At 58.8% G+C, this 25,587-nt stretch carries 20 protein-coding genes; 13 read left to right on the forward strand and 7 right to left on the reverse strand.

The genetic code is table 11. The annotated features are described in order from the left end of the window. Position 1: 1 nt before the first annotated feature. The 7 genes from cyoA to AB7M26_RS00515 form a co-directional block, all read right to left on the reverse strand. Complete coding sequence (cyoA, locus tag AB7M26_RS00485) at positions 2-946, reverse strand: ubiquinol oxidase subunit II (protein ID WP_123501049.1); 945 nt, start codon at positions 944-946, stop codon at positions 2-4. Positions 947-1,772: 826 nt separating this feature from the next. Further along, positions 1,773-2,282 (reverse strand): disulfide bond formation protein B, encoded by a 510-nt coding sequence (locus AB7M26_RS00490; RefSeq protein ID WP_032830273.1) that lies wholly within the window; start codon positions 2,280-2,282, stop codon positions 1,773-1,775. Positions 2,283-2,597: 315 nt separating this feature from the next. Next, positions 2,598-3,050 carry a molybdopterin synthase catalytic subunit MoaE gene (gene moaE, locus AB7M26_RS00495; RefSeq protein WP_123501047.1) on the reverse strand — a complete coding sequence of 151 codons (453 nt, stop codon included), beginning with the start codon at positions 3,048-3,050 and terminating at the stop codon, positions 2,598-2,600. A gap of 3 nt (positions 3,051-3,053) precedes the next feature. After that, entirely contained in the window at positions 3,054-3,296 is a 243-nt protein-coding gene (gene moaD, locus AB7M26_RS00500; protein ID WP_123501045.1) for a molybdopterin converting factor subunit 1, read from the reverse strand. After that, the gene (gene moaC, locus AB7M26_RS00505) at positions 3,293-3,766 is read right to left on the reverse strand and encodes a cyclic pyranopterin monophosphate synthase MoaC (RefSeq protein ID WP_123501043.1); all 474 of its coding nucleotides are present in this window, start codon (positions 3,764-3,766) and stop codon (positions 3,293-3,295) included. The genes moaD and moaC overlap by 4 nt, the downstream gene beginning before the upstream one ends. Positions 3,767-3,996: 230 nt before the next feature. Further along, the gene (locus tag AB7M26_RS00510) at positions 3,997-5,391 is read right to left on the reverse strand and encodes a PhoH family protein (protein ID WP_007896403.1); all 1,395 of its coding nucleotides are present in this window, start codon (positions 5,389-5,391) and stop codon (positions 3,997-3,999) included. A gap of 337 nt (positions 5,392-5,728) precedes the next feature. Beyond that, entirely contained in the window at positions 5,729-6,853 is a 1,125-nt protein-coding gene (locus AB7M26_RS00515) for a polysaccharide deacetylase family protein (protein ID WP_123501041.1), read from the reverse strand. Positions 6,854-7,177: 324 nt separating this feature from the next. On the opposite strand from AB7M26_RS00515, the gene yaaA reads away from it, so the two are divergent. The 13 genes from yaaA to AB7M26_RS00580 all read left to right on the forward strand — a co-directional run bounded on the left by yaaA (position 7,178) and on the right by AB7M26_RS00580 (position 25,519). Continuing rightward, positions 7,178-7,957 (forward strand): peroxide stress protein YaaA, encoded by a 780-nt coding sequence (yaaA, locus tag AB7M26_RS00520; RefSeq protein ID WP_123501039.1) that lies wholly within the window; start codon positions 7,178-7,180, stop codon positions 7,955-7,957. A gap of 834 nt (positions 7,958-8,791) precedes the next feature. Beyond that, positions 8,792-10,108 carry a nucleotide sugar dehydrogenase gene (locus AB7M26_RS00525; RefSeq protein ID WP_123501037.1) on the forward strand — a complete coding sequence of 439 codons (1,317 nt, stop codon included), beginning with the start codon at positions 8,792-8,794 and terminating at the stop codon, positions 10,106-10,108. A gap of 183 nt (positions 10,109-10,291) precedes the next feature. Beyond that, positions 10,292-11,773 (forward strand): mannuronan synthase, encoded by a 1,482-nt coding sequence (gene alg8, locus AB7M26_RS00530; RefSeq protein WP_429387512.1) that lies wholly within the window; start codon positions 10,292-10,294, stop codon positions 11,771-11,773. 35 nt (positions 11,774-11,808) lie between these two features. Next, positions 11,809-12,978 (forward strand): alginate biosynthesis protein Alg44, encoded by a 1,170-nt coding sequence (locus AB7M26_RS00535; RefSeq protein WP_123501032.1) that lies wholly within the window; start codon positions 11,809-11,811, stop codon positions 12,976-12,978. A 9-nt stretch (positions 12,979-12,987) separates the two neighbouring features. Next, positions 12,988-14,499, forward strand: a complete 1,512-nt coding sequence (algK, locus tag AB7M26_RS00540) for an alginate biosynthesis TPR repeat lipoprotein AlgK (RefSeq protein ID WP_185022256.1) — start codon at positions 12,988-12,990, stop codon at positions 14,497-14,499. Further along, positions 14,496-15,983: an alginate export family protein gene (locus AB7M26_RS00545; protein WP_123501030.1), complete on the forward strand. Its 1,488-nt coding sequence runs from the start codon at positions 14,496-14,498 to the stop codon at positions 15,981-15,983. Before algK ends, AB7M26_RS00545 begins: the two co-directional genes overlap by 4 nt. A gap of 26 nt (positions 15,984-16,009) precedes the next feature. Continuing rightward, positions 16,010-17,599, forward strand: coding sequence for a mannuronan 5-epimerase AlgG (gene algG / locus AB7M26_RS00550; protein ID WP_123501028.1), 1,590 nt, complete (start codon positions 16,010-16,012; stop codon positions 17,597-17,599). A 10-nt stretch (positions 17,600-17,609) separates the two neighbouring features. Then, positions 17,610-19,070 carry an alginate O-acetyltransferase gene (locus AB7M26_RS00555; RefSeq protein ID WP_063341501.1) on the forward strand — a complete coding sequence of 487 codons (1,461 nt, stop codon included), beginning with the start codon at positions 17,610-17,612 and terminating at the stop codon, positions 19,068-19,070. 11 nt (positions 19,071-19,081) lie between these two features. Continuing rightward, complete coding sequence (locus tag AB7M26_RS00560; RefSeq protein ID WP_123501026.1) at positions 19,082-20,212, forward strand: mannuronate-specific alginate lyase; 1,131 nt, start codon at positions 19,082-19,084, stop codon at positions 20,210-20,212. 212 nt (positions 20,213-20,424) lie between these two features. Continuing rightward, positions 20,425-21,990 carry an MBOAT family O-acyltransferase gene (locus AB7M26_RS00565; protein WP_123501024.1) on the forward strand — a complete coding sequence of 522 codons (1,566 nt, stop codon included), beginning with the start codon at positions 20,425-20,427 and terminating at the stop codon, positions 21,988-21,990. Positions 21,991-22,001: 11 nt separating this feature from the next. Continuing rightward, on the forward strand, positions 22,002-23,177 hold the full coding sequence (locus tag AB7M26_RS00570) for an alginate O-acetyltransferase (protein ID WP_008070452.1): 1,176 nt from the start codon (positions 22,002-22,004) through the stop codon (positions 23,175-23,177). A 14-nt stretch (positions 23,178-23,191) separates the two neighbouring features. Beyond that, the gene (locus AB7M26_RS00575; RefSeq protein WP_123501022.1) at positions 23,192-23,857 is read left to right on the forward strand and encodes an alginate O-acetyltransferase AlgF; all 666 of its coding nucleotides are present in this window, start codon (positions 23,192-23,194) and stop codon (positions 23,855-23,857) included. Positions 23,858-24,067: 210 nt separating this feature from the next. Next, positions 24,068-25,519, forward strand: a complete 1,452-nt coding sequence (locus tag AB7M26_RS00580; RefSeq protein WP_123501020.1) for a mannose-1-phosphate guanylyltransferase/mannose-6-phosphate isomerase — start codon at positions 24,068-24,070, stop codon at positions 25,517-25,519. Positions 25,520-25,587: the final 68 nt, after the last annotated feature.

Raw genomic sequence — 25,587 nt, forward strand, 5'->3', positions numbered from 1 at the left:
TTTACTCCTCTGCCCCGGCAGCTGAATGCGAGTTCATGTCCATTCCTTGCGTAGCGGCCACTTCTTTCTCTTTCTTCTCGTGCTTGACCTTCGGACCCGGTTTCATGCCTTCGTACTTGTCGACGATGATCTGGAACAGGTTCGGCGTGACCGAGGAGTAGAGCTCGACTGGGTTGTTCTGGCTTTGCTTGGCAAGGGCTGCGTATTCAGCTTGTTCAAGCTGTTTAGGTGCCTTTTTGACTTCGCTTACCCAGGCGTCGAAATCTTCCTGAGAAGTGGCGATAGCTTTGAATTTCATGCCGGTGAAACCCGCGCCGCTGTAGTTGGCGGAGATACCGTCCATTTCAGCGTTCTGGTTGGCGATCAGGTGCAGTTTGGTCTGCATGCCCGCCATCGCGTAGATCTGGCCGCCCAGGGCCGGGATGAAGAACGAGTTCATCACGGAGTCCGAAGTCACCTTGAAGTTGATCGGGGTGTGCGCCGGGAACACGATCTTGTTGACCGTGGCGATGCCTTGTTCCGGGTAGATGAACAACCACTTCCAGTCCAGCGCGACCACTTCAATGGTGATCGGCTTGACGTCGGATTCCAGCGGCTTGTAAGGGTCCAGCGCGTGGGTCGACTTGTAGGTGACGTAACCCAAGGCAATGATGATCAGTACCGGAATAGTCCACACCGCGATTTCGATCTTGGTGGAGTGGGACCATTTTGGCGTGTAAACGGCGTCCTTGTTGGAGGCGCGGTATTTCCAGGCGAACAGGAAGGTCATGACGATGACCGGCACGACGACCAACAGCATCAGCAGCGTTGCGGTGATGATCAGGTTTCGCTCATCCAGGCCGACCTGGCCCTTGGGATCGAGCAAGGTCATGTTGCAGCCTCCCAGCAACAACGTGCCGAGCAGCGGCAATAAGCCTAGTAGTCTGGGGTACCTGTTTTTACTCATCTCACGACCTCTAAAGCAGCTTGCGCAATGCAGTTGGGTTTTGATCGCCAACACTTCACCCTGCCAAGGGTTGGCATTTTTCTTGGATTGAATAAGGGCCTGCCCGTCGCGCGTCAGACGCTGTTCGACAATTGCTGGGCCTGCGGTGAGTTCTTATTCGAATTCGTGGTCAAGGGCCTTGTTACAGACCAATTCCATTTGGTGCGGATCGTCGGAAGGCACCGACACCTGGGAGTCGCATGAAGCCATCAGACCTCTCGACACCCTGGTTCTGCTCATGCACCTGAGTAAGGGTGAGCAGTGCCGGGAATTCAGTGCGGGCGATTGTAGATATGTAACGATTCATAAACCATGTCTCATCCCGAAATAATTTATATCCGATCCGACAACAATCATTCACGGCTTTTGCAAAAGTGCGCCATGGTATCGAAATTCATTCTCAACAAAAACACCAAAAATAGTAGGTCTACCACGCGAAGTTCAGACAGCTTCCAAGGCTCTGCGCTCGCCTTCGACCCTGCTCTACCCCCTATGTGACAAGGGCTTTGCCAATTTGCCAGGCCCTGTTAAAACTGCCTGTTTCGACTGACGAGCGCTGAAACCGACAGTGCCTGGAAGAGCAGGTTTTTGCCGCGAAGCGATGCCCTGAATCAGCGATTTGAAATGCCTTGCGACACTCAAGCTGTGACAACATGTCGCATACGTGTCGCACCCTTCCTTGTCGAGCATCAAGGTCTTTTTACCTGACCTGCGAATATGCAAAACGCCCCGGCCTCTCAACGAGAACCAGGGCGTTTTTTTGCCTGTATCGGTATGGCGTACAGACTCAGCGCAGGGCTTTGCGGTTACGCGATATGAGCAGCGGCACCAGCACCACGATCAGCACGAACGCCAGCAGCGCCCACTGTGCCAGGGACAAGCCGAGGATCGGCGGGTACGGCGTAGAGCAGAAGCCATCGACCTGGAAGCCCAGCGGGAAGATCTTCGCCAGCGGCAGGCCGTCGACGATTGGCTGCAGCACATCGATACCGCAACTGACCGCCGGATAAAACTGGGTATAGACGTGATGCCCGGCCACCCCGGCGCCCGCAATGGCGCAGATCACCACCAACGTTTCGAACAGCGTGACGCTGCGGCGGGTGCGCGTCGCTGCGCCGATAAAGGCGAACAGCGCAATCAGCAACAACGCGTAGCGTTGCAGGATGCACAGCGGGCACGGTGCCTCGCCCAGAGCCACTTGCATGTACAGCGCGCCACCGATCAGCGCCAGGCAGATAATGCCCAGCAACACCAGATAGCGCCGCTCACGTCCCAACCGCATGGTTTCCTCGCTCATTGCTTTGCCTTTTGTGTCCGTGGATATCGGTTGTCCGGAAGTCTACACGCTGACCCGATCCTTGAGAGCCTTGAACCGCCCCTGAACCCGGCCTTCTGACGCCAATGCTGTCACGGAGAGTCTTGAGTCAGTGAGAAACCCGTGGCGAGGGAGCTTGCTCCCGCTTGAGTGCGTAGCACTCAGATTTTTGGGGCCGCTACGCAGCCCAACGCGAGCAAGCTCGCTCGCCACAAGGAATAAACGATAAACCGGTTAAGGACGGATTAACTTTCCAGTGTTTTCAAGAATCGAGCCCCTGAAGACAGATCGGGTTGCTTACTGCTTCCACCGATCCGCCGCCGCATGATCGCTGTCACGCCCTTCCACCCAACGCGGCCCATTACGGGTATTTTCTTTCTTCCAGAACGGCGCGCGGGTTTTCAGATAGTCCATGACAAAGGCACAGGCATCGAACGCCGCCTGACGGTGGGCGCTGGCGGCGCCGACGAAAACGATCGGCTCGCCCGGCTCAAGCGCGCCGATGCGGTGCAACACTTCCAGCTTCAACAGTGGCCAGCGCTGCTCGGCCTCCGCGGCAATCTTGCCCAGGGCTTTTTCTGTCATGCCCGGGTAGTGCTCCAGAAACATCCCGGCGACATCGAGGCCGTCATTGAAGTCGCGCACGTAGCCGACAAAACTCACGACCGCACCAACGCCCACATTGGCCGCGTGCATGGCGTTGACTTCGGCGCCCGGATCGAACGGTGTGGACTGCACGCGAATCGCCATGGCTCAGCCCCCGGTCACGGTCGGAAAAAACGCCACTTCATCGCCATCGCTCACCGGTTCGTCGAGCTGGCAGAGGTCTTCGTTGCGGGCACACATCAGGTTTTGCTCGCTCAGTACCTCGGCGCCGTCACGTTGGGCCAGCAGCGCGCGCACATCCTCGACCGTGGCGAAATCACCTTCGACCTTCACCGAGTCCACGCCGAGTGCTTCACGGTAACGGGCGAAAAACTTCACAGTAACGTTCATGGCTGATCCGCCTGGAAATGGCCGCTCTTGCCGCCGAGTTTCTCCAGCAGCCGCACGCTCTCGATGGTCATGCCGCGATCCACGGCCTTGCACATGTCATAAATGGTCAGCGCCGCGACGCTGGCGGCGGTCAGCGCTTCCATTTCGACGCCGGTCTGCCCGGACAACTTGCAGCGCGCCACGATGCGCACGGTGTCGTCGCCTTCGGCACTGAGTTCAACCTTGACGCCGGTGAGCATCAACGGGTGGCACAGAGGAATCAGATCGCTGGTTTTCTTCGCCGCCTGGATGCCGGCAATCCGCGCCACGGCGAACACGTCACCCTTGGGATGGCCGCCCGTGACAATCAACTGCAGGGTTTCGGGCAGCATGCGCACCAGCGCTTGGGCCGTTGCTTCACGGTACGTCACGTTTTTTTCAGTGACGTCGACCATATGGGCGCGACCTTGGGAATCGAGATGAGTCAGCACAGGGATACTCCTGATCAGGAGCATCGATTGTAAACCTGTGGGTCAAATTCCCGCACGTTTGATTATGCATTCACATTGAACCCTGTGGGAGCGTGGCTTGCCCGCGATGGCATCAGCGCGGTGTACCTGTTACACCGCAGTGCCTGCATCGCGGGCAAGCCACGCTCCCACAGGTTATGTATTGGGCATAAAAAAACGGGCGGCTTTGGGCCGCCCGGTTCTGGTGAGGGCTACAGGTGCGATTCGGCGTATTCGGCCAGAATCGAGCGTGGCACCCCTTGCAGGGTGATGTGCACACCGTTGGGGAAATCCTTGAAGCGTTCTGTCAGGTATGTCAGCCCGGAACTGGTCGCGGACAGGTAAGGGGTGTCGATCTGTGCCAGGTTGCCCAGGCACACCACTTTGGAACCGGCGCCGGCACGGGTGATGATGGTTTTCATCTGGTGCGGCGTAAGGTTCTGGCATTCATCGATCAGGATCAGACTCTGCTGGAAGCTGCGGCCTCGGATGTAGTTGAGGGATTTGAACTGCAACGGCACTTTGCTGAGGATGTAATCGACGCTGCCATGGGTGTTTTCGTCGTCCATGTGCAGCGCTTCGAGGTTGTCGGTGATGGCGCCGAGCCAAGGCTCCATTTTTTCCGCTTCAGTGCCAGGCAGGAAGCCGATTTCCTGGTCCAGCCCCTGTACGCTGCGGGTGGCGATAATGCGCCGGTAGCGTTTGCTGACCATGGTCTGCTCGATGGCCGCCGCCAGGGCCAGGATGGTTTTACCGGAACCGGCCGCGCCGGACAGGTTGACCAGGTGGATGTCCGGATCAAGCAAGGCGTACAGCGCCAGGCTCTGATAGATGTCACGCGGTTTCAGGCCCCAGGCTTCCTGGTGCAACAGAGGCTCCTGATGCAGGTCGAGGATCAGCAACTTGTCGACCTGGATTTCCTTGATCCAGCCAACAAAGCCCTGTTCGTCGATGATGAACTCGTTGACGTGTACCGCAGGCAGGTTGTCGATCAGCTGCACCTGGTGCCAGGTGCGACCATGATCCTGCCGGGTTTCTACTTTGCTCACCCGATCCCAGAACGAACCGGTCATGTTGTGATAACCGTTGGGCAGCAACGAAACGTCGTCGACCAACTGGTCGGTACTGTAGTCCTCGGCCGCAATCCCGCAAGCCCGGGCCTTGAGGCGCATGTTGATGTCTTTTGTGACCAGCACCACAGGCAGTTTTGCATCGCGCGCCCGCAGGTCGATCAACTGGTTGATGATGATGTTGTCGTTCAGATGCTCCGGCAGAATGATGTTCGGCTCAGTGCGCTTGCTCATCAGAATTGACAGCAAACCCTTGGGCCCACTCTTGCCGCGCTGGATCGGTACGCCGAGTTCAACGTCTTCGGGGCTGGCATCGCCCAACGTCTTGTCGATCAGGCGAATCGCCTGGCGGCATTCCGCGGCAACGCTGTGATGCCCGCTCTTGAGCTTATCCAGCTCTTCAAGCACGGTCATCGGGATGGCGACGTGGTGTTCTTCGAAATTAAGCAGGGCGTTTGGATCGTGAATCAATACGTTGGTATCGAGTACATAAAGGATTGGCTGGTTGGAAGAAGGGCTACGTCCGTGATCATCCATACTCGGTCACCTTTGTGGGAGCCAGTCGACGCAATACCATGACGGTGCTGCGCCTCGAAGTGGCCGCCGAATTCACCTGCGAGGAGTCAAGTGAACTGCACACAAACTGGGGTCTTGGGAGACGCCACCTGTGTTGCAGGTTTCGGCGGTCTGTCTTCGTAATACCCCAAAACCTGTGACAGAAAAAAGCACTTTGACGCTTTTTTGAAGTTTATTTTTCAGAGTGACGAATAGCCCTTGGCGTGCAGGCAATGTGCCGTTAAAGTCGGAAGTCCGCCTGCACCTATTTCCCTCCAGAAATCGCTCTTGGCTCAATGTTTACGGCCTTTTGCCGTTTTCAGCGAAACGCGTCCTGACAGTCTGCCCAACCGATCCCGCTTGGCGCCGTTTGCGTAATAAGCCAGGGCATCGCCGTTTTCAGCGCATCCTGCTTCACATTGAAATTGATCACCCCGTGCCGCCACAGCAGCATCAGGGTTAACACTCGTTGTGCGCTCTGGCTGCCCTTGAGCTTGCCGGCGCCGTCCTGGGCATCGATGTCCCACAATGCCACCCGCAAGCCCTGAGACGTGAAAAAGCCCTCGGCATCGGATCGACGCTGCCCCTCGGGCGGGCGAAACAGCGGCACGTAATTCTCCGGCAGCTTGCCTTTGATCAGCTCGACGCTGCGTCGCACCGAGTCCTGCCAGTCTTGCCAGTGGCTGTGGGAGCGGAACTCCCAGCCTTGCACGCCAACGCATTGCTGCGAATAAGTCCCTTGCAGGCTGGCCACCGAACGATCGGCCAGGCGGGCCTGGATGTCCTTGCCGAGGACGAAGAACGTAGCGCTCATGCTGGATTTGCGCAGGTACTCGGTGACCCAGACTGTGTTATCTGGCGTGGCATTGGCGGCGCTGTCGAAGGTCAGCAGAAACAGACGATCATTCATGGCCTCGCCATTGCGCTCATAGTCGCCAAAACGATCGACTTCGCTGCTGGTCTGCGGAAACAGCGCGGCCTTGCGTAACTGCTCGTCCAGGTACTGGGCATGGAACAACCGGCTCGGCTCGGCCCACTTGATGTAATAGCTGTCGTCGCTCACCTGAAACTTCGCCGCTTGCTCACGCAAGGTGGCCATGTCCTCGACCAGGAAACAGAAGGAGGCATCCTGATCGCAACTCTGCTGGGCGAAGTTGTAATTGGTCAGCAAACGCTGCCACAGGCGTTGGCGCAGTTGGTTGACCGACTCCAGATTGAGGGTGCGCAGGCCCAGGCGTTGAGCCAGGCTCGCTTCATCCAGCGACTCACTGGCCAGCAGAACCCGGGCAAACATGAGGATTTCGGCCCGCGAGGCGACGTCAAACAGCGTCGGGCTGCTGAGCAGCTCAGGCCAGGTGCTGCGATCCAGCGTCGCCACATCGCCCGGCGCGGCGATGGCACCAAAACTCAAGAGCCAGGCCGAGAATAAAAAAACGATACGCAATGGGATGTCTCCATAACAAAACCCGCGCGGCACTATAGCCGATCCCGCTCACATTCCCGCAGCAGCAGCCGATCTCATTGTGGCGAGGGAGCTTGCTCCCGCTGGGCTGCGAAGCAGCCCTCAAACCAACACATGCATTCCTTCAGAAAAAACACATGCGCCTGTATTGCGACCGCTTCGCGCTCGAGCGGGAGCAAGCTCCCTCGCCACAGGATCTCTCTGTGACAAAACCTGGTTACACCACCGATCACCTATGACACCCATAGCTGGAGTCAACGAGGACAACCCCCTAGAATCGCCCCCACGATTAAAGGAGACGACTTCATGCTGATGGTGATTTCCCCCGCCAAGACCCTCGATTACGAAACACCGCCGGCGACCCAGCGCTTCACTCAGCCGCAATACCTCGACCATTCCCAGGAACTGATCCTGCAACTGCGCGACCTGACACCGGCGCAGATCAGCGAGCTGATGCACGTCTCCGACAAGATCGGCGGTCTCAATGCCGCGCGTTTCGGCAGCTGGACCCCGGCCTTCACCCCAGCCAACGCCAAGCAGGCGTTGCTGGCATTCAAGGGCGATGTGTACACCGGCCTGAATGCACAAACTTTCAGCGAAGCCGATTTCGATTACGCCCAGCAGCACTTGCGCATGCTCTCCGGCCTGTATGGCCTGTTGCGCCCCTTGGATCTGATGCAGCCCTATCGGCTGGAGATGGGCACCAAACTGGCCAATGCCCGTGGCAAGGACTTGTACGCCTTCTGGGGTACGCGGATCAGCGAATGGCTGAACGAAGCCTTGGCCGATCAAGGCGATGACGTGCTGCTGAACCTGGCCTCCAACGAGTACTTCTCGGCGGTCAAACGCAGTGCCTTGAACGCGCGCATCATCAATACCGAGTTCAAGGATCTGAAGAACGGCCAGTACAAAATCATCAGCTTCTACGCGAAAAAGGCCCGCGGGATGATGAGTCGCTTCGTCATTGAAGAACGCATCAATGACCCGGTCGCCCTCAAGCAGTTCGACGTTCAGGGTTATCGCTACAGCGCCGAACAGTCTAAACCGGACAATCTGGTGTTCCTGCGAGATCACGCTCCGGAGTAATAGAGCCTGCACTAAGTCAGCGCACGACACCCCTTACTTCGTCGTGCGCGCCCCCTTTGATCGTCGAACAATCCTTTCCTTTTCGCCGTTTTATTGGCGCCAATATTCAAGCACTCCATTTTCTAACTTTAGTTTCACTCGACATTGATCATTTTTTTCAGTAGTGGCACTGAAATTTTTTACTCGTAGTGGCAAAAACATATCCAGCGCGACAATCGCCCCATATATAAAGGGCCAAATGGCAAGTGCTATCAATATGAAAGCAGTGCCATCTTTTTCAATATTTCAAGAAATTTCAGAATTCGCGATGGGCGGACAGGAACTATGTCCAAATGCGCCGCTCATACCACCGGTAACGATTCTCTCGGTGATTGTGCGAGATAACTTACACAGACAAGAGATCGATGTAGCGAAGTTGTCACACTTACTTTGGCTTACTGATCACTTATTTGGGCAACACATGAAGGACAGGAGATAACGCACCATTACTATCCCCTACAAGGCCACGGCTGCGCCCCTATAAACGTGCTCACCTGAGCACCCAACCGCTTGATTTACGGGCTTTCGGGCCTGGCATTGAGCGCGCAAGACCTTTGCACGGAAGTCTTCAGAAAAGAGGATCGGCTGCATAACAGGGCACGTCATAACAATAAGACCTGGCTGCGCACATCTTGAGTGCATTTATTTAGACACTCGGAACTTAGTATGCCTGCACACGGCATTGTGGCGCCTTTAAGTCGCACTTGCGAGTGCACTATGACCGCTGAACACCATTAAATCCGGCCATGTAATGGCTTGATGAACACAGGTTTGATTAACTGAGAGGTAATTGCGATGCGCATCAGCATATTTGGTTTGGGTTACGTCGGCGCAGTATGTGCCGGTTGCCTGTCTGCACGGGGCCATGACGTCGTTGGCGTCGATGTTGCCAAAGACAAAATCGATATGATCAACGCCGGCAAATCGCCGATCGTTGAACCGGGTTTGGGCGAACTTCTGCAGAAGGGCATCGAGACGGGCAAATTGCGCGGCACGACCAACTTCGCCGAGGCGATTCGCGACACCGACCTGTCGATGATCTGCGTCGGCACGCCGAGCAAGAAGAACGGCGATCTGGAACTGAACTACATCGAAGCCGTGTGCCGCGAGATCGGTTTTGTCCTGCGTGACAAGACCACCCGCCACACCATCGTGGTTCGCAGCACCGTCCTGCCGGGCACCGTGGCAAACGTGGTGATCCCGATCCTCGAAGACTGCTCCGGCAAAAAAGCCGGCGTCGATTTCGGCGTAGCGGTCAACCCTGAGTTCCTGCGTGAAAGCACCGCGATCGCCGATTACGATCTGCCGCCAATGACCGTTATCGGCGAGTTCGACAAGGCTTCGGGTGACGTTCTGCAATCGCTGTACGAAGAACTCGACGCACCGATCATCCGCAAGGACATCGCCGTTGCCGAGATGATCAAGTACACCTGCAACGTGTGGCACGCCACCAAGGTGACCTTCGCCAACGAGATCGGCAACATCGCCAAGGCCGTCGGTGTTGACGGTCGCGAAGTGATGGAAGTGGTCTGCCAGGACAAGACACTGAACCTGTCCCAGTACTACATGCGCCCAGGCTTTGCGTTCGGCGGCTCTTGCCTGCCAAAAGACGTGCGCGCCCTGACCTACCGCGCCGGTTCCCTGGACGTGGAAGCACCGCTGCTCAACTCGCTGATGCGCAGTAACGAGTCCCAGGTGCAGAACGCGTTCGACATCGTCTCCAGCCACGACAAGCGCAAAGTCGCCCTGCTGGGTCTGAGCTTCAAGGCCGGCACCGACGACCTTCGCGAAAGCCCGCTGGTTGATCTGGCGGAAATGCTGATCGGCAAGGGTTACGACCTGAGCATCTACGACAGCAACGTCGAATACGCCCGTGTCCACGGTGCGAACAAGGATTACATCGAGTCGAAGATCCCTCACGTCTCGTCCTTGCTCAACGCCGACTTCGACGATGTGATCGCAAACTCCGACGTGATCATCCTCGGCAACCGTGACGAGAAATTCCGCGCCCTGGCGCTGGAAGCTCCACACGGCAAGCAAGTGGTCGACCTGGTTGGCTTCATGTCCAAAGCCACCAGCGTGAGCGGCCGGACTGAAGGCATCTGCTGGTAACACACCTTCCTCGTAGGAGCCAGGCTTGCCGGCGAACCAGGCGACGTGATGTGTCAGGTACGCCGCCTTCGCGGGCAAGCCTCGCTCCTACAGGTCTGATGAGATCGACTTGGCTTTCTACGCCTGCCTTAACCCCATCGGGCCACCCCACAGGCTCGCCCGAGATCGAGACGGATGCAGATTATGCACAGGCTAAAGCACGGCCTACTTCAGGCCGCCGGTTGGCTGTTTTACCTAAGTTTACTGATGGGCATCGCCATGGCGCTGCCTGCGTCCACGTTCGACTCCGAGTCGAAGGACTTCATCTTCCTGATCGGTATCGTCGGTATCTGGCGCTACTCGATGGGTGCCACGCACTTTCTGCGCGGCATGCTGTTTCTGTACGTGGTCTACCCGCACCTGCGGCGCAAAGTGCGCAAGCTGGGCAAAGCGGCAGACCCGTCCCATGTATTTCTGATGGTCACCAGCTTCCGTATCGACGCGCTGACCACCGCTCAGGTCTACAGCTCGGTGATCCGCGAGGCCATCGACTGCGAACTGCCGACCACCGTGGTCTGCTCCATCGTCGAAATGTCCGATGAGCTGCTGGTCAAGAGCCTCTGGAAACGCATGAACCCACCGCCACGGGTCAAGCTCGACTTCGTGCGCATTCCCGGCACCGGCAAGCGCGATGGCCTGGCTTACGGTTTCCGCGCCATCTCGCGCCACCTGCCGGACGACCGCGCCGTGGTTGCCGTGATCGATGGCGACACCGTGCTGGCTGAAGGCGTAGTGCTCAAGACCGTGCCGTGGTTCCAGCTGTTCGGCAATGTCGGCGGCCTGACCACCAACGAGTTCTGCGAAGTACGCGGCGGCTACATCATGAGCGAATGGCACAAACTGCGATTCGCCCAGCGCCACATCAACATGTGCTCCATGGCCCTGTCCAAGCGCGTGTTGACCATGACCGGCCGGATGTCGGTATTCCGCGCCACCGTGGTCACCAACCCGGACTTCATCGCCGATGTGGAAAGCGACTCGCTGCAACACTGGCGCCTGGGCCGCTTCAAGTTCCTGACCGGTGACGACAAGTCGAGCTGGTTCAGCTTGATGCGTCTGGGCTACGACACGTTTTACGTGCCGGATGCCGCGATCCATACCGTGGAACACCCGCCGGAAAAGAGCTTCATCAAGGCCAGTCGCAAACTGATGTTCCGCTGGTACGGCAACAACCTGCGGCAGAACTCCCGCGCCCTGGGCCTGGGGATGAAACGTCTCGGCCTGTTCACGTCGGTGGTGCTGTTCGATCAGCGTGTATCGATGTGGACGTCCTTGCTGGGCCTGACCGTGGCACTCCTCGCCACCTTCAAGTACGGCAGCGCGTTCATCCTGGTTTACCTGCTGTGGATCGGCATCACCCGCCTGATCCTGACCGTGCTGCTGTCCTGCTCCGGTCACCGGATCGGCCCGGCTTACCCGGCGATTCTCTATTACAACCAGATCGTCGGCGCGCTGGTGAAGATCTACGTGTTCTTCCGCCTCGACCGACAGTCCTGGAGTCGCCAGCCCACTTCTCTGACCCGTGATCTCGCCAGCTTTCAAGGTTGGTTCAACACTTGGTCGTCTCGGACCATGACCTTCTCCGCCGGCAGCATTTTTGTCGCCGTGCTGCTGCTGATGGTCTGACCGAACTCGCCTGAATTAACTAGGAAATCGCCCATATGAATACCGCCGTCAACTCCAACGTAGTGCACGAATCCGAAGCCCAGCGCCAACACGCTCGCGTGAAAATCCCGGCCAAGCTGCGTTTCTTCGGTCCAGACCGGACTCCGGTTGAAGCCCGGCTCATCGACCTCTCCGCTGGCGGCCTGGCGTTCAACGCCGGTCAGCTGCCGCTGAAGGTCGGCGATGTGCACAAGGCCCGCCTGCAATTCGTGATCGATAACCTCGGCCTGGCCATGGACGTGGAATTGCAAATCCGCTCCGTGGATCGCCAGACCGGTCGCACCGGTTGCCAGTTCCAGAACCTGGAACCCCGTGACATTTCCACCCTGCGCCACCTGATCACCTCGCACCTGGCCGGCGACATCGTCAGCGTGGGTGAAATGCTGGCGACCCTGCAGCGCGACAACTTCACCAAGGCGCGCAAGGTCAAGGATGGCGGCCACGGCATGACCCCGCTGGGCCGTCTGAAAGCGGTGACCTTCAGCGCCGGTATCTTCGTGGTCGGCCTGGTGGCGTTCGGTTTCATTTTCAAATCGGTGTACGGCATGTACTTCGTCAGCCACGCCCAGGCCGGTCTGGTCAGCGTGCAGGGGATGAACATCACCATGCCACGCGACGGCACCGTGCAGAGCCTGATCAAGGCTGACGGCGTTGCCGCTAAAGGCGCACCGCTGGCGACCTTCAGCACCAGCATGCTCGACGTACTCAAGGGCCATCTGGACGAAGGTCAACTGCAACCATCCAAGGTTGAAGAACTGTTCGGCAAGCAAATGACCGGCACCCTGACGTCGCCGTGCGATTGCACCGTGTCTCAGCAACTGGTGGCTAACGGTCAGTACGCCAGCAAAGGCGACGTGATCTTCCAACTGGTGCCGCGTAACACCGAAGCCAACGTTGAAGCGCGCTTCTCCTATCGCCAGTTCGGCGACGTGCGTCCTGGCACCACCGTCAGCTTCCAGATCGCCGGTGAAGATCAAACCCGTACCGGCAAGATCGTCAGCAGCACCAGCCTGAAAAGCGCCGACCTGTCATCCGACATCCGCGTGCAGATCAAACCTGACGAGCCGCTGGACAGCGCCTTCGCCGGTCGCCCGGTGGAAGTGAACAGCACCCGTGGCCCGAACCTGAGCTGGCTGATCAACAAAGCCATGGCCGCCGGTCTTTAAACAGAGGACATGCCCGTGACGATCATCAGTCTCCTGAAAACACCGCGACTCCTGTGGGAGCGGGCTTGCCCGCGATTGGATCAGCGCGGTATTTCTGAAGCACCGAGCCGCCTGAATCGCGGGCAAGCCCGCTCCCACAGTAGTTATGTGGTGTGCTCGCTGGCTTTGGCCGTGAGCCTGGCCGGCTGTGCCGGCCTGCCCGACCAGCGTCTGGCCAATGAAGCCCTCAAGCGTGGCGACACCACGCTGGCGGCGCAGAATTATCAGCAGCTGGCAGACCTGGGTTACAGCGAAGCTCAGGTCGGTCTGGCCGATCTGCAGGTCGACAGCCGTGACCCGGCGCAAATCAAAAAGGCCGAGGCGACTTACCGCGCCGCGGCCAGCGTCTCGCCGCGGGCTCAGGCTCGCCTGGGTCGTCTGCTGGTGGCCAAACCCGGTGCCACCGAAGCCGAACACCACGAAGCCGAAGCGCTGTTGAAGAAAGCCTCGGCCAATGGCGAAGGCAACACCCTGATCCCGCTGGCGATGCTGTACCTGCAATACCCGCACAGTTTCCCGAACGTCAACGCGCAGCAGCAGATCAGCCAATGGCGCACCGAAGGCAAACCGGAAGCCGGTCTGGCGCAAGTGCTGCTCTATCGCACCCAGGGCACTTACGACCAACACCTGGATGACGTGGAAAAGATCTGCAAAGCAGCGTTGAACACCACCGACATCTGCTACGTCGAACTGGCCACGGTCTATCAGAAACGCGGCCAGCCAGAGCAACAGGCTGAACTGATCAAGCAGATGCAGGCGGGTCACAGCCGTGGCGTCGTCACTGCGCAACGTGTGGACAGCGTGGCTCGCGTACTGGGCGATGCAAGCCTGGGCAAGACCGACGAGAAAACCGCTCAGTCGCTGCTCGAAGGCATCGCACCTGGCTACCCGGCATCCTGGGTCAGCCTCGCGCAATTGCTCTACGACTTCCCGGAACTGGGCGACGTCGACACCATGATGAAGTACCTGGACAACGGCCGCGCCGCTGATCAGCCGCGTGCCGAACTGTTGCTGGGCAAGCTGTACTTCGAAGGCAAAATGGTGCCGGCCGACGCCAAGGTCGCCGAAGAGCACTTCAAGAAAGCCGTCGGCCGGGAAGTCGCCGCCGATTACTACCTCGGCCAGATTTACCGTCGTGGTTATCTGGGCAAGGTCTATCCGCAAAAAGCCCTGGATCACTTGCTGACCGCTGCGCGTAACGGCCAGAACAGCGCCGATTTCGCCATTGCCCAACTGTTCTCCCAAGGCAAGGGCACCCGACCCGACCCGGTCAACGCTTATGTCTTCAGCCAATTGGCGAAGGCTCAAAACACCCCACAAGCCAATGAGCTTGCGCAAACAATCGAAGCGCAACTGCCGCCTGACCGGCTGGCCGAGGCCCAACGCCTGTTGAAACAAGAACAGGCCATTCGTAGTGCCGTGAGTCCGGACACGCTGGAACTGCACGCCCTGCAAGAAGAAGACGGCGAGGAATCCCTATGAAGCTCAATCCATTCGTGAAGGCCGGTATTGGCCTGACATTCGCCCTGCTGTGGTCGTGCCCGACCCTGGCGGCCCTGACCGAAGACAAGAATTTCGGCCTCGAAGTCAAAGTTACCGGCCAGTCCGAAGACGACCGTGACCTGGGCACTGCCAGTGGCGGTGACGTTTCCGGCGTCGGCCTCGACCTGCGTCCATGGGTGTACGGCGAAAGCGGCGCGTGGAGCGCCTACGCCATGGGCCAGGCCGTGACGTCCACCGACATCATCGAAACGGATACCCTGCAACAGTCCGACAGCGACGGTACCCAGACCACCGACAACGGTGATCGCAAAACCAAGAAGAACTACTTGGCGATGCGCGAGTTCTGGGTCGGCTACAGCGGCCTCACGCCCTACCCTGGCGAGATCCTCAAGCTCGGTCGCCAACGCCTGCGCAACGACGACGGCCAATGGCGCGACACCAACATCGAAGCCCTGAACTGGACCTTCGACACCACCCTGTTGCGCGCCAACGTCGGTATCGCCGAACGCTTCAGCGAATACCGCACTGACTTGAAAGAGCTGGCACCCAAAGACGAAGATCGCCTGCACGTTTTCGGCGACGTTGCCACTCAATGGTCGCCGGGTAACTGGGTCGGCATTCGCGGTCATCACACCCACGATGACGGCAAGCTCGACTACCCGGAGCCGGGCGTTGCCGGCGATTCGCTGGATAAAAAACAGAACGGTGACATCAGCTGGCTCGGCCTCACCGCCGACAGCGACGCCTATAACTGGCGCAACACCAACACCGTCAACTACTGGGGCAGCATCACCGGCATGAGCGGCGACACCGACACGGTCAACCCGCTGAACGCCGATGGCACGCGCCCGACCGAAGCCAAACGCGGTGAAGACCTCAATGGCTGGGCCACTGATATTGGCCTGCGTTTGCGCCTCGATCCGCAGTGGCAAGTCGGTGCGGCCTATGCCCGTGCCAGCGCCGAGTACGAACAGACCGGCCTGGAAAGCAATCGCTCGAACTACACCGGTACACGCTCGCGGGTTCACCGTTTCGGCGAAGCCTTCCGTGGCGAGATGAACAACATGCAGACCGCTACCCTGTTCGGCTCGTGGATGCTCAACGACGAATACGACGCCAGTCTGATCTACCACAAGTTCTGGCGTGTGGACGGCAACAAGCCGGTGGGCAGCAACGGCATCAACGCCGTCGAAAACAATACCGACGACGTGACCGGCGCAATCCTCTCCAGCACCTCGCTGCCGCTGGAAGATGGCAACAAAGACCTCGGTCAGGAAATGGACCTGGTGGTCACCAAGTACTTCAAGCAAGGCCTGTTGCCGGCGGCGTTGAGCCAGTCGATCGACGAGCCTTCGGCTCTGGTGCGGTTCCGTGGCGGTGTGTTCAAGCCTGGCGATGCCTATGGCAAAGAAGTCGACTCGTACATGCACCGCGCGTTTGTCGACGTGGTCTGGCGCTTCTGATGCAAACCGCGAAGGGAGTGCCCGACATGAACAGCGCCAAGAAAGGCTCGATCAGCCTGCTGGCCGGCGCGCTGCTGCTCGCCAGCGCAGCGGCCTTCGCCACCGTCGAACCGGCCAAGCCCGTGCAAGCGGGAAAACCGACGACCATGGCCAAGGGGCTGCAACAGGCCAAGACCTACACCGTCAGCAGCGCGCCAACCGCGCCGCTGGACTTGGCCAAGCCGACACTGCCGGACACCTCTGGCTACACCGCCGAAGCCATCGCCGCGAAAGTCGTGCGCACCAAACCCGGCAAGATCAGCGTGCGCCGGATGATGCAGGAAAACGCCCTGAAGGACTTCATCGGCGGCGACAACAAGATGGCCGAATGGGTGGTGCGTCAGCACGGCATCCCGCAGGCGATCTTCGTTGACGACGGCTACATGAACCTCAAGGACCTGGCGAAGAAGTTGCCCAAGCAGTACTTCAGCGAAACCTCGCCGGGTGTATTCCTGGCGAAGTTGCCGATCGTGGTGGGTAACAAGGGCATTCTGGAAATCGACAAGCAGACCCAGGAATTGCGCCTGTCCCAAGAGGCCGGTTCGTTCCTGGTCAACGACGGCCAGCTGTTCGTGCGTGATACCAAAATCACCGGCTGGAGCGAGAAGGCAAACGGCCCGGCGGCCTTCAAGTCGCCCAAGGAATTCCGTCCGTTCCTGCTGTCCTGGGGTGGCACCGAGACCTACATTGCCAACAGCAAGATCGCCAGTTTCGGTTACGCCAACAGTAAGTCCTACGGCGTGAGTATTTCGCAATACACGCCGAACATGGCCAAGGTGCTCAAGCGCCCGGAACCGTCCGGCTGGATCGTCGGCTCCGAGTTCTCGGACATGTGGTACGGCTTCTACTGCTACGAAACCCGCGACTTCGTGGTCAAGGGCAACACCTACAAAGACAACATCGTCTACGGCATCGACCCCCATGACCGTTCCCACGGTCTGATCATCGCCGACAACACGGTGTACGGGACCAAGAAGAAGCACGGGATCATTATTTCCCGTGAGGTCAATGACAGCTTCATCTTCAACAACCGCAGCTACGACAACAAGTTGTCGGGTCTGGTGATCGACCGTAACAGTGTGAACAACCTGATCGCCTACAACGAGATCTACAAGAACCACACCGACGGCATCACCCTCTACGAGAGTGCCGACAACCTGTTGTGGGGCAACAAGGTGATCAACAACAAGCGCCACGGCATCCGTATTCGTAACAGCGTGAACATTCGCCTGTATGAAAACGTCTCGATGGCCAACGGCCTGACCGGTGTCTACGGGCACATCAAAGACCTGAGCGACACCGACCGGGACATCAAGCTCGATCCGTTCGATGCCCAGGTGTCGCTGATCGTGGTCGGCGGTGAACTGGCCGCCAATGGCAGCGGACCACTGTCGATCGACTCGCCGTTGAGCGTGGAGTTGTATCGCGTGTCGATGCTCGCCCCGACCAAATCCAGCGGCATCAGCTTCTCGGGGATTCTTGGCGAGCGCCAGGATGAAATTCTCGACCTGCTGGTGCGCCAGCAGAAAGCCGTGCTGATCGACCCTGTCGAACGCCAGACCGAAATGCGGGACTGAGGATAATTTTATGCACCCACACTTGATCAAATTACTCAGCCTGTCGGCCCTGACCGCTGGCATTCTTGCGGCGAGCGGCGGTGTTCGCGCCGATAACGCCGCCAGCGTAAGCGCACCAAAATTCAAGGCCGATGATTGCTGCAATCTCTGCCCCGAAGCCCACGACCCGAAGAACTACACCACCCGCTATCAGCAGAACTTCACCACACTGGTGCAGGCGCAGGGCGATTGGCTGTTCCGTACGCAAGAAGACTTGCGCACCGAATTCGACACCACACCCGCTGGCTACAAACGCATGAAACAACTGCACGATGCGTTCAAGAGCAAAGGCGTGGAACTGGTCATCGTTTACCAGCCGACCCGTGGCCTGGTGAACCGCAACAAGCTGAACCCGGCAGAGAAGGCGAGCTACGATTTCGACAAGGCGCTGAGGAATTACAAAACCATGCTCGGGCGTTTCGCGCAGATGGGCTACGTGGTTCCGGACCTGTCGCCGCTGACCAACGAATCGCTGCCCGACACCCTGCCGGCTCACGATTTCTACTTCCGCGGCGACCAACACTGGACGCCGTATGGCGCCCAACGCACAGCGAAAATTGTCGCCGAGAAGGTCAAGCAATTGCCGGCCTTCGCCGACGTTCCCAAGCGTGAATTCGAGACCCATAAGTCGGGTCGCATGGGCAAGACCGGAACGTTACACAACATGGCTGGTCAACTCTGTGGCACCAGCTACGCGATCCAGTACATGGATCAGTTCACCACCGAGCCAAAAGGCGAAGCGGGCGATGGCGATCTGTTCAGTGATTCCGGCAATCCGGAAATTACCCTGGTCGGCACCAGCCACAGTGGCAAGAACTACAACTTCGCCGGTTTCCTCGAAGAGGCCATCGGCGCCGACATTCTCAACGTGGCATTCCCCGGTGGTGGCTTCGAAGGTTCGATGCTGCAGTACCTGGGCAGCGAAGAGTTCCAGACCAAACCACCGAAAATCCTCATCTGGGAATTCTCGCCGCTTTATCGCCTCGATCAGGAAACCATCTACCGCCAAATGATGGCGCTGCTGGACAACGGTTGCGAAGGCAAAGATGCACAGATGAGCGCCAGCGCCACGCTGAAACCGGGCAAAAACGAATTGATGGTCAACAGCAAGAACCTGGACCTGCGCAACAGCAGTCACCAGGTCGATATCCGCTTCGCCGACACCTCGGTGAAAACCTTGCAAGCCACCCTCTGGTACATGAACGGGCGCCACGAGGACATCAAGATCGACAAACCGGAAACATCCGAAACCGACGGGCGTTTCGCCTTCGAGTTGCGCACGGACGAAGACTGGGCCTCGCAGAATCTGCTGGCTGTCGAAGTCCAGGGACCTGAAAAACCAGGTACCACGCCTCAGAAAGTCGAAGCGAAAATCTGCAAACGCAACGTGTTCTCCGGCGCCGAGCAGCGTACCGCTCAAGCCGGGCAATGAGGCTACCTCTTATGAACTGCATGCAAACCCGAACGCTGAAAAAGTTACTCGCGCCCTCCCTGCTGACGCTGGCGATGTGCGCCGGCGCCACCCAGGCTGCCGCGCCACTTCGCCCGCCCCAGGGTTACTTTGCACCCATTGAAAAAGTCAAAACCGGCGACAAGAGTGAAGGCTGCGAAGCGATGCCGACGCCCTACACCGGTGCCCTGCAATTTCGCAGCAAATACGAAGGTTCCGACAAGGCCCGTTCGACCCTGAACGAGGCATCGGAAAAAGCCTTCCGCGACACCACCGCCGACATCACCAAGATCGAGCGCAGCACCAGCAAGCAAGTGATGAAGTTCATGCGTGACGGTCGTCCGGAACAACTGGAATGCACCCTCAATTGGTTGACTGCCTGGGCGAAGGCCGACGCGTTGATGTCCAAGGACTTCAACCATACCGGCAAGTCCATGCGCAAATGGGCCTTGGGCAGCATGGCTTCGTCCTATGTCCGCCTGAAGTTCTCTGACTCGCACCCACTGGCTACCCACCAGGAAGAAGCGCAAGTGATTGAAGCCTGGTTCAGCAAAATGGCTGATCAGGTGGTCAGCGATTGGGACAACCTGCCGCTCGAGCAAACCAACAACCACTCGTACTGGGCAGCCTGGTCGGTGATGGCCACGTCGGTCGCCACCAACCGCCGCGATCTGTTCGATTGGGCCGTCAAGGAATACAAGGTCGGCGTCAATCAGGTCGACGCCCAAGGCTTCCTGCCCAACGAGCTCAAGCGCCAGCAACGCGCCCTCGCCTATCACAACTATGCCCTGCCGCCACTGGCGATGATCGCCAGTTTCGCTCAGGTCAACGGTGTCGATTTGCGTCAGGAAAACAACGGTGCCTTGAAACGCCTGGGTGATCGCGTGCTTGCAGGCGTGGAAGACCCGGATGAATTCGAGGAGAAGAACGGTAAAGAGCAGGACATGACCGACCTCAAAGTCGACTCGAAATTTGCCTGGCTCGAACCGTTCTGCTCGCTCTACACCTGCACGCCGGATGTGCTGGCGCAGAAACACAAAATGCAGCCGTTCAAGACCTTCCGCCTCGGCGGGGATTTGACCAAGGTCTACGACCCGGCCAGCGAGAAAGGCAAAGGTTCCTAGGAACAATACAAAACCCTGTGGGAGCGGGCTTGCCCGCGATTGCAATCTGACATTCAGCATTGATGTCGACTGACCCACCGCTATCGCGGGCAAGCCCGCTCCCACAGGGTCGGTGTCGAGTTTGAGTTTAGTGAGTTAGCCCTCCGGTTTTCGGCGGGGGGGTTTGGGGGGGCTGCGGCCCTTGACTGTTGGTTAAACATGGAGAGATCGGGATGGTATTTTCATCCAACGTGTTCCTGTTTCTGTTCTTGCCGATCTTTCTCGGCATGTACTACTTGAGCGGAATACGCTATCGCAACTTGCTGCTGCTGATCGCCAGCTACGTGTTCTACGCCTGGTGGCGTGTGGACTTCCTTGCGCTGTTCGCAGCCGTCACGCTGTGGAACTACTGGATCGGCCTGAAGGTTGGTGCGGCGGGCGTTCGGACCAAACCGGCCCAGCGCTGGCTACTCCTTGGCGTGGGCGTCGACCTGTGCATCCTCGGCTACTTCAAGTACGCCAACTTCGGCGTGGACAGCATCAACGCGATGATGACCTCGGTCGGTCTGTCGCCGTTCATCCTGACCCACGTGCTATTGCCGATCGGGATCTCGTTCTACATCTTCGAGTCCATCAGCTACATCATCGACGTCTACCGTGGTGATACCCCGGCGACCCGCAACCTGATCGACTTTGCCGCATTCGTGGCGATCTTCCCGCACTTGATCGCCGGTCCCGTGTTGCGTTTCCGTGATCTGGCCGACCAGTTCAACAACCGCACCCACACCCTCGACAAGTTCTCCGAAGGTGCCACGCGGTTCATGCAGGGCTTCATCAAGAAGGTCTTCATCGCCGACACCCTGGCGGTGGTGGCCGACCATTGCTTCGCCTTGCAGAACCCGACCACGGGCGATGCCTGGCTCGGCGCCCTGGCCTACACCGCGCAGCTGTACTTCGACTTCTCCGGCTACAGCGACATGGCGATTGGTCTGGGCTTGATGATGGGTTTCCGCTTCATGGAAAACTTCAAACAGCCGTACATCAGCCAGTCGATCACCGAGTTCTGGCGTCGCTGGCACATCAGCCTGTCGACCTGGTTGCGTGACTATCTGTACATCACCCTCGGCGGTAACCGTAAAGGCACGCTGATGACCTATCGCAACCTGTTCCTGACCATGCTGCTCGGTGGTCTGTGGCACGGCGCGAACATCACCTACATCGTCTGGGGTGCCTGGCACGGCATGTGGCTGGCGATCGAAAAAGCCCTCGGCCTGAACACTTCGCCGCGCAGCTTCAACCCGGTCCGCTGGGCCCTGACTTTCCTGTTGGTGGTGATGGGTTGGGTGATCTTCCGCGCAGAGAACCTGCACGTCGCCGGTCGCATGTACGGCGCCATGTTCAGCTTCGGCGAATGGTCGTTGTCGGAACTCAACCAGGCCAGCCTCACCGGTCTGCAAGTGGCAACCCTGGTGGTGGCTTACGCAACCCTGGCGTTCTTCGGTCTGCGTGATTTCTACACCAACCGGCCACCGGTCAAGACCAAGCCTGCCGTCAACGTCGAGGCCGATGGCCCTGCCGCGGCTACGCCTGGAATGATCAAAGCCGTACCGGGTGACAACCCGGCCAGCATCCACGAACCGGGTTACACCGTCGGCGTTGAAGCGACTGTGCAACCGGCCTACTGGACCGCTGACTGGTCCCGTTACGTGATGCGCGCCGTCGTACTGCTGCTGTTCATCGCCTCGATTCTCAAACTCTCGGCGCAAAGCTTCTCGCCGTTCCTTTACTTCCAGTTCTGAGGGATCTGACTATGACCCGCTCATTACGCATCTTCTACATCGCCCTGTTCCTGGTGACCTTGCTGGTCCTGGGCGTGTGGTCGGTACGCAGCTTCTTCGGCTTCAGTACCAACGCCGATGCGACCGTGCTCAACGGTCGCTGGAGCAAAGCCGTCGAAACGCACTACGACGACGAGTTCCCGATCAAGCGCCTGGGCACCAACCTTTGGGCCGCGCTGGATTTCAAACTGTTCAATGAAGGGCGTCCGGGCGTGGTGCTCGGTCGCGATCAGTGGCTCTACAGCGATGAAGAGTTCCACCCGATCGTCAACGAAGAGTTGAACCTGCAGGGCAACTACGCGCTGGTCGAAGGCGTGCGCCAGACCTTGAAAAAACAAGGTGTGCAACTGGTGATGGCGATTGTCCCAGCCAAGACGCGTCTGTACCCGGAACACCTGGGTGAAGAGAAGCCGGCAAGTATCCACGCCAATCTGTACCAGGACTTCCACGCTCGTGTGGCGGCCGACAAGATCCTCGCCCCCGACCTGCTAGGCCCGATGCAAAAGGCCAAGCAAGACGGTCAGCAAGTGTTCCTGCGCACCGACACCCACTGGACCCCGGAAGGCGCGCAAGTCGCTGCCCAGACTCTGGCCAAAACCATCGCCGACAAGGCTCCGCTCAGCGGCGAACCGCAAAACTTCGTCACCGAACCTGCGGAGAAGGTGACGCACAAGGGCGACCTGCGTTTGTTCCTGCCGCTGGACCCTCTGTTCGAAAACCTGATGCCGGCGCAGGAGCCTTTGCAGAAGCGCAACACTGTGGCGGCCCAGGATCAGCCTGCCGGTGATGACGCCCTGTTCGCCAACACTGAAGTGCCGGTGGCCCTGATTGGCACCAGCTACAGCGCCAACCCGAACTGGAACTTCGTCGGTGCGCTGAAAGAAGCGTTGCACAGCGACGTGGTCAATTACGCCGAAGACGGCCATGGCCCGATTCTGCCGATGCTCAGCTACCTGAAAAGCGATGCCTTCAAGAACAGCCCGCCACAAGTGCTGATCTGGGAGTTCCCTGAACGATATCTGCCTGTGAACAACGAAATCGGTGACGCCGACCCGCAGTGGGTCGCAGAGCTTAAACAAGCCGGCGCACGCCAACAAAACGTAGCTGCAAACACTAAATCCGAGACGCCCGACCGGGCGCAAAACTGAAAGAGAGGTACACCATGACTTTCACTACTACTCCTCGCCGTCTCGCCGCTCGCTCCTTAAAAGCAGTTGCCCTCGTCGCCGGCATGAGCGTGCTGTCGATGCAAGCCTTCGCCGGTGACGGCGCGCTCTACGGCCCGACCGCACCGAAAGGCTCCAGCTTCGTGCGCATCTACAACGCCGCCAACGCTGAAGTCAGCGCCACTGTTGGCACCACCAACCTGAGTGAAGTCGCGCCGCTGTCCAGCACCGACTTCAGCTTCATGCCGGGCGGCGATTACAGCGCCAAGATCGGCAGCCAGACCCTGCCAGTGAAATTGGCCGGCGACCACTATTACACCCTGGTCAACAACGCCAGCGGCGCACCGCAATTGATCGAAGAGCCGCCGTTCAAGAACAAGCAGAAATCCCTGGTTCGCGTACAGAACCTCAGCGACAAGGCCCTGACCCTGAAAACCGCCGACGGCAAGACCGAAGTGGTCCCGTCTGTGGCAGCCAAGGGCCGTGGCGAGCGTGAAATCAACCCGGTGAAAGTCAGCCTGGCCCTGTACGACGGCGCCACCAAAGTCGGCGACGTGAAACCGGTTGCCCTGGAACGAGGCGAAGCCGCGGTGCTGTACGTCACCGGCAGTGGTAGCAGCCTGTCGCCAGTGTGGGTCAAGCGCCCGGTTTCGACGCGCTGATTAATTCTCTGAATTGACGCTCCCCCTGTGGGAGCGGGCTTGCCCGCGATGCAGACCACTCGGTGCTACAGATACTCCGAGGTGATGCCATCGCAGGCAAGCCAACTCCCACAGAGGACCGAGGTGTCAATTCGGGCACGGAACAAGAACAAGAGTGAAACGACAGAACTTTCGTGGCTCTAACCCAATCGATTTTGAAGGAGTAACAACATGATTCCGGTGATCTTGTCAGGTGGTAGCGGCTCACGTCTTTGGCCGCTTTCGCGCAAGCAATTCCCCAAGCAATTCCTCGCCCTGACCGGCGAACACACGCTGTTCCAGCAAACCCTGGAACGCCTGGTGTTCGAAGGCATGGATACCCCGATCGTGGTCTGCAACAAAGATCACCGCTTCATCGTCAACGAGCAACTGAGTGCCCGCAACCTGGACACCCAGCGCATCCTGATGGAACCGTTCGGTCGCAACACCGCCCCGGCCGTGGCCCTGACCGCGATGATGCTGGTCAATGAAGGTCGCGACGAGTTGATGCTGGTGCTGCCGGCCGACCACGTACTGGAAGACCAGAAAGCCCTGCAACGCGCCCTGGCCCTGGCCACTGTGGCAGCCGAGCGTGGCGAGATGGTGCTGTTCGGCGTGCCGGCGACCAAACCGGAAACCGGTTACGGCTACATCAAGTCCACCAACGATGCGCTGCTGCCGGAAGGCGTCAGCCGTGTCTCGCACTTCGTCGAAAAACCTGACGTCAAACGCGCCACCGAATTCGTCCAGTCCGGTGGTTACTTCTGGAACAGCGGCATGTTCCTGTTCCGCGCCAGCCGTTTCCTCGAAGAACTGAAAAAGCATGATCCGGACATCTACGACACCTGCGTACTGACGCTGGAACGTAGCGCACAGGATGCCGACACCGTCGACATCGACCCCGCCACCTTCGCCTGCTGCCCGGACAACTCCATCGACTACTCGGTGATGGAGAAAACCCAGCGCGCCTGCGTCGTGCCGCTGACCGCCGGCTGGAGCGACGTCGGTTGCTGGTCGTCGCTGTGGGAAGTCAATGAAAAAGACGCCAACGGTAACGTCACCAAAGGCGACGTGGTCATCCAGGACAGCAAGAACTGCATGATCCACGGCAACGGCAAACTGGTGTCGGTGATCGGCCTGGAAAACATCGTGGTCGTCGAAACCAAGGACGCCATGATGATCGCCCACAAGGACAAGGTCCAAGGCGTGAAACAGATGGTCAACACCCTCAACGCGCAGGGCCGCAGCGAAACCCAGACCCACTGCGAAGTCTATCGTCCGTGGGGCTCCTACGACTCGGTGGACATGGGTGGCCGCTTCCAGGTCAAGCGCATCTCGGTCAAGCCGGGCGCATGCCTGTCGCTGCAGATGCACCACCACCGCGCCGAACACTGGATCGTGGTCAGTGGCACTGCTGAAGTGACCTGCGACGAAAACGTGTTCCTGCTGACTGAAAACCAATCGACCTACATCCCGATCGCCTCGGTTCACCGTCTGCGCAACCCAGGCAAGATTCCACTCGAGATCATCGAAGTGCAATCGGGCAGCTACCTGGGTGAAGACGATATCGAGCGGTTTGAAGATATCTACGGTCGCTCCAACCCCATCGAGCGTGGCGTGTCGGTGAAAACCATCGCGCAGTAACGCTCAGTAAGACAAGAAGCCCCCGTCCAGCCCGCTGCGTTCCCTATCCGCAGTGGGTTGGGTGGGGG

Source organism: Pseudomonas sp. F-14 TE3482, from assembly GCF_053629455.1.

What these genes read in the sequence shown, in the direction of transcription:
- cyoA (WP_123501049.1), bottom strand. Translation starts at nt 946, where the DNA reads ATGAGTAAAAACAGGTACCCCAGACTACTAGGCTTATTGCCGCTGCTC.
- AB7M26_RS00490 (WP_032830273.1), bottom strand. Translation starts at nt 2,282, where the DNA reads ATGAGCGAGGAAACCATGCGGTTGGGACGTGAGCGGCGCTATCTGGTG.
- moaE (WP_123501047.1), bottom strand. Translation starts at nt 3,050, where the DNA reads ATGGCGATTCGCGTGCAGTCCACACCGTTCGATCCGGGCGCCGAAGTC.
- moaD (WP_123501045.1), bottom strand. Translation starts at nt 3,296, where the DNA reads ATGAACGTTACTGTGAAGTTTTTCGCCCGTTACCGTGAAGCACTCGGC.
- AB7M26_RS00510 (WP_007896403.1), bottom strand. Translation starts at nt 5,391, where the DNA reads ATGGATGATCACGGACGTAGCCCTTCTTCCAACCAGCCAATCCTTTAT.
- yaaA (WP_123501039.1), top strand. Translation starts at nt 7,178, where the DNA reads ATGCTGATGGTGATTTCCCCCGCCAAGACCCTCGATTACGAAACACCG.
- AB7M26_RS00525 (WP_123501037.1), top strand. Translation starts at nt 8,792, where the DNA reads ATGCGCATCAGCATATTTGGTTTGGGTTACGTCGGCGCAGTATGTGCC.
- alg8 (WP_429387512.1), top strand. Translation starts at nt 10,292, where the DNA reads ATGCACAGGCTAAAGCACGGCCTACTTCAGGCCGCCGGTTGGCTGTTT.
- AB7M26_RS00535 (WP_123501032.1), top strand. Translation starts at nt 11,809, where the DNA reads ATGAATACCGCCGTCAACTCCAACGTAGTGCACGAATCCGAAGCCCAG.
- algK (WP_185022256.1), top strand. Translation starts at nt 12,988, where the DNA reads ATGCCCGTGACGATCATCAGTCTCCTGAAAACACCGCGACTCCTGTGG.
- AB7M26_RS00545 (WP_123501030.1), top strand. Translation starts at nt 14,496, where the DNA reads ATGAAGCTCAATCCATTCGTGAAGGCCGGTATTGGCCTGACATTCGCC.
- algG (WP_123501028.1), top strand. Translation starts at nt 16,010, where the DNA reads ATGAACAGCGCCAAGAAAGGCTCGATCAGCCTGCTGGCCGGCGCGCTG.
- AB7M26_RS00555 (WP_063341501.1), top strand. Translation starts at nt 17,610, where the DNA reads ATGCACCCACACTTGATCAAATTACTCAGCCTGTCGGCCCTGACCGCT.
- AB7M26_RS00560 (WP_123501026.1), top strand. Translation starts at nt 19,082, where the DNA reads ATGAACTGCATGCAAACCCGAACGCTGAAAAAGTTACTCGCGCCCTCC.
- AB7M26_RS00565 (WP_123501024.1), top strand. Translation starts at nt 20,425, where the DNA reads ATGGTATTTTCATCCAACGTGTTCCTGTTTCTGTTCTTGCCGATCTTT.
- AB7M26_RS00570 (WP_008070452.1), top strand. Translation starts at nt 22,002, where the DNA reads ATGACCCGCTCATTACGCATCTTCTACATCGCCCTGTTCCTGGTGACC.
- AB7M26_RS00575 (WP_123501022.1), top strand. Translation starts at nt 23,192, where the DNA reads ATGACTTTCACTACTACTCCTCGCCGTCTCGCCGCTCGCTCCTTAAAA.
- AB7M26_RS00580 (WP_123501020.1), top strand. Translation starts at nt 24,068, where the DNA reads ATGATTCCGGTGATCTTGTCAGGTGGTAGCGGCTCACGTCTTTGGCCG.